Source organism: Halomonas sp. LC1 (assembly GCF_030247125.1).
Taxonomy (GTDB): Bacteria; Pseudomonadota; Gammaproteobacteria; order Pseudomonadales; family Halomonadaceae; genus Vreelandella.
This window is the reverse complement of record NZ_JASSPG010000016.1, coordinates 1-3,266: the sequence shown is the minus strand read 5'-3', so window position 1 is coordinate 3,266 and position 3,266 is coordinate 1. Positions and strand designations below refer to the sequence as shown.

The following is a 3,266-nucleotide window of genomic DNA, read 5'->3' as shown; positions in this document are numbered from 1 at the left end:
CAGTCGCTCTTTAACAATGTATATCATGCTGACATGAACGTTTGTTGAAACGTTCATACGTAATTGTTAAGTGATACGTCTCAAGCGTATCCGGCAATCGTTATCATTGCGAGATACCAGACCCCTTCGGGTTATAGGGTCAAGCAATGAAGCGCACACGGTGGATGCCTAGGCAGCCAGAGGCGATGAAAGACGTGGTAGCCTGCGATAAGGTTCGGTGAGGTGGCAAACAACCTGTGACCCGGACATCTCTGAATGGGGAAACCCACTCAGCACAAGCTGAGTATCCTACGCTGAATACATAGGCGTAGGAGGCGAACCAGGGGAACTGAAACATCTAAGTACCCTGAGGAAAAGAAATCAACCGAGATTCCCCTAGTAGCGGCGAGCGAACGGGGACCAGCCCTTAAGCATGTGACTGATTAGGCGAATACGCTGGGAAGCGTGGCCATAGTGGGTGATAGCCCCGTAGCCGAAAATTTGATCATGTGAAATCGAGTAGGTCGGGGCACGAGAAACCTTGACTGAAGACGGGGGGACCATCCTCCAAGGCTAAATACTCCTGGCTGACCGATAGTGAACCAGTACCGTGAGGGAAAGGCGAAAAGAACCCCGGAGAGGGGAGTGAAATAGATCCTGAAACCGTGTGCGTACAAGCAGTAGGAGCGGACTTGTTCCGTGACTGCGTACCTTTTGTATAATGGGTCAGCGACTTATATTCAGTGGCGAGGTTAACCGTATAGGGGAGCCGTAGGGAAACCGAGTCTTAACTGGGCGACACAGTCGCTGGATATAGACCCGAAACCGAGCGATCTATCCATGAGCAGGGTGAAGATTGAGTAACATCAATTGGAGGCCCGAACCAGGATCTGTTGAAAAAGATTTGGATGACTTGTGGATCGGAGTGAAAGGCTAATCAAGCTCGGAGATAGCTGGTTCTCCTCGAAAGCTATTTAGGTAGCGCCTCACGTATCACCGCCGGGGGTAGAGCACTGTTTCGGCTAGGGGGTCATCCCGACTTACCAACCCGAGGCAAACTCCGAATACCGGTGAGTGCCAGCGTGGGAGACACACGGCGGGTGCTAACGTCCGTCGTGAAAAGGGAAACAACCCAGACCGTCAGCTAAGGTCCCCAAATCCTGGTTAAGTGGGAAACGATGTGGGAAGGCTCAGACAGCTAGGAGGTTGGCTTAGAAGCAGCCATCCTTTAAAGAAAGCGTAATAGCTCACTAGTCGAGTCGGCCTGCGCGGAAGATGTAACGGGGCTAAACCAGGTACCGAAGCTACGGGTTCATCCTCTGGATGAGCGGTAGAGGAGCGTCGTGTAAGCCAATGAAGGTGTGTTGAGAAGCATGCTGGAGGTATCACGAGTGCGAATGCTGACATGAGTAACGATAAAGGGAGTGAAAAACTCCCTCGCCGGAAGACCAAGGGTTTCTGTTCGACGCTAATCGGAGCAGAGTGAGTCGGCCCCTAAGGCGAGGCCGAAAGGCGTAGTCGATGGGAAACGGGTCAATATTCCCGTACCGGACATGATTGCGATGGGGGGACGGAGAAGGCTAGGTGAGCCAGGCGTTGGTTGTCCTGGTGAAAGTGAGTAGGCTGGTGTCTTAGGTAAATCCGGGACGCTAAGGCCGAGACACGAAACGAACGGACCACGGTCCGGAAGTCATTGATGCCACGCTTCCAGGAAAAGCCTCTAAGCTTCAGATCATGTGCGACCGTACCCCAAACCGACACAGGTGGTCAGGGTGAGAATCCCAAGGCGCTTGAGAGAACTCGGGTGAAGGAACTAGGCAAAATGGTGCCGTAACTTCGGGAGAAGGCACGCCGGCGTAGGGTAATGGGACTTGCTCCCCGAGCCCGAACCGGTCGAAGATACCAGGTGGCTGCAACTGTTTAGTAAAAACACAGCACTCTGCTAACGCGCAAGCGGACGTATAGGGTGTGACGCCTGCCCGGTGCCGGAAGGTTAAGTGATGGTGTTAGGCCTCGGCCGAAGCTCTTGATCGAAGCCCCGGTAAACGGCGGCCGTAACTATAACGGTCCTAAGGTAGCGAAATTCCTTGTCGGGTAAGTTCCGACCTGCACGAATGGCGTAATGATGGCCACGCTGTCTCCACCCGAGACTCAGTGAAATTGAAATCGCCGTGAAGATGCGGTGTACCCGCGGCTAGACGGAAAGACCCCGTGAACCTTTACTATAGCTTCACACTGGACGCTGATGTTGCCTGTGTAGGATAGCTGGGAGGCTTTGAAACCCGGACGCCAGTTCGGGTGGAGCCAACCTTGAAATACCAGCCTGGCATCATTGGCGTTCTCACTCAGGTCCGTTATCCGGATCGAGGACAGTGTGTGGTGGGTAGTTTGACTGGGGCGGTCTCCTCCCAAAGCGTAACGGAGGAGCACGAAGGTACCCTCAGCACGGTCGGACATCGTGCAATGAGTGCAAGAGCATAAGGGTGCTTGACTGCGAGACAGACACGTCGAGCAGGTGCGAAAGCAGGTTCTAGTGATCCGGTGGTTCTGTATGGAAGGGCCATCGCTCAACGGATAAAAGGTACTCCGGGGATAACAGGCTGATACCGCCCAAGAGTTCACATCGACGGCGGTGTTTGGCACCTCGATGTCGGCTCATCACATCCTGGGGCTGAAGTCGGTCCCAAGGGTATGGCTGTTCGCCATTTAAAGTGGTACGCGAGCTGGGTTTAGAACGTCGTGAGACAGTTCGGTCCCTATCTGCCGTGGGCGTTGGATGTTTGAGAAGAGCTGCTCCTAGTACGAGAGGACCGGAGTGGACGACCCTCTGGTGTTCCGGTTGTCACGCCAGTGGCATTGCCGGGTAGCTATGGTCGGACGGGATAACCGCTGAAAGCATCTAAGCGGGAAGCCCCCTTCAAGATGAGACATCCCTGAGGCCTAGAGCCTCCTAAAGGGCCCAGCGAGACCAGCTGGTTGATAGGCACGGTGTGGAAGCGCTGCAAGGCGTTGAGCTAACGTGTACTAATGGCCCGTGAGGCTTGACCCTATAACACCCAAGGGGTCTGGACGCGATGATAACGATCGAGTGGATCGCCACTCAGAAAACCGGATACGCATCCGCAGGCCAAAAGGCTTGCTGGAAAGAGACGATCACACAATACTCAGCATGATATGCATTACCTGTTACGCCTGACGACCATAGCACGCGTGAACCACCTGATCCCTTGCCGAACTCAGAAGTGAAACCGCTTAGCGCCGATGGTAGTGTGGGGTCTCCCCATGCG

General features: G+C 54.3%; 2 rRNA genes. Both read left to right on the top strand.

From position 1 onward, the window contains the following. Positions 1-137 precede the first annotated feature (137 nt). A 23S ribosomal RNA gene (locus QIT27_RS16955) occupies positions 138-3,028 on the top strand. A 142-nt stretch (positions 3,029-3,170) separates the two neighbouring features. Next, a 5S ribosomal RNA gene (rrf, locus tag QIT27_RS16950) occupies positions 3,171-3,266 on the top strand; the annotation flags it as partial.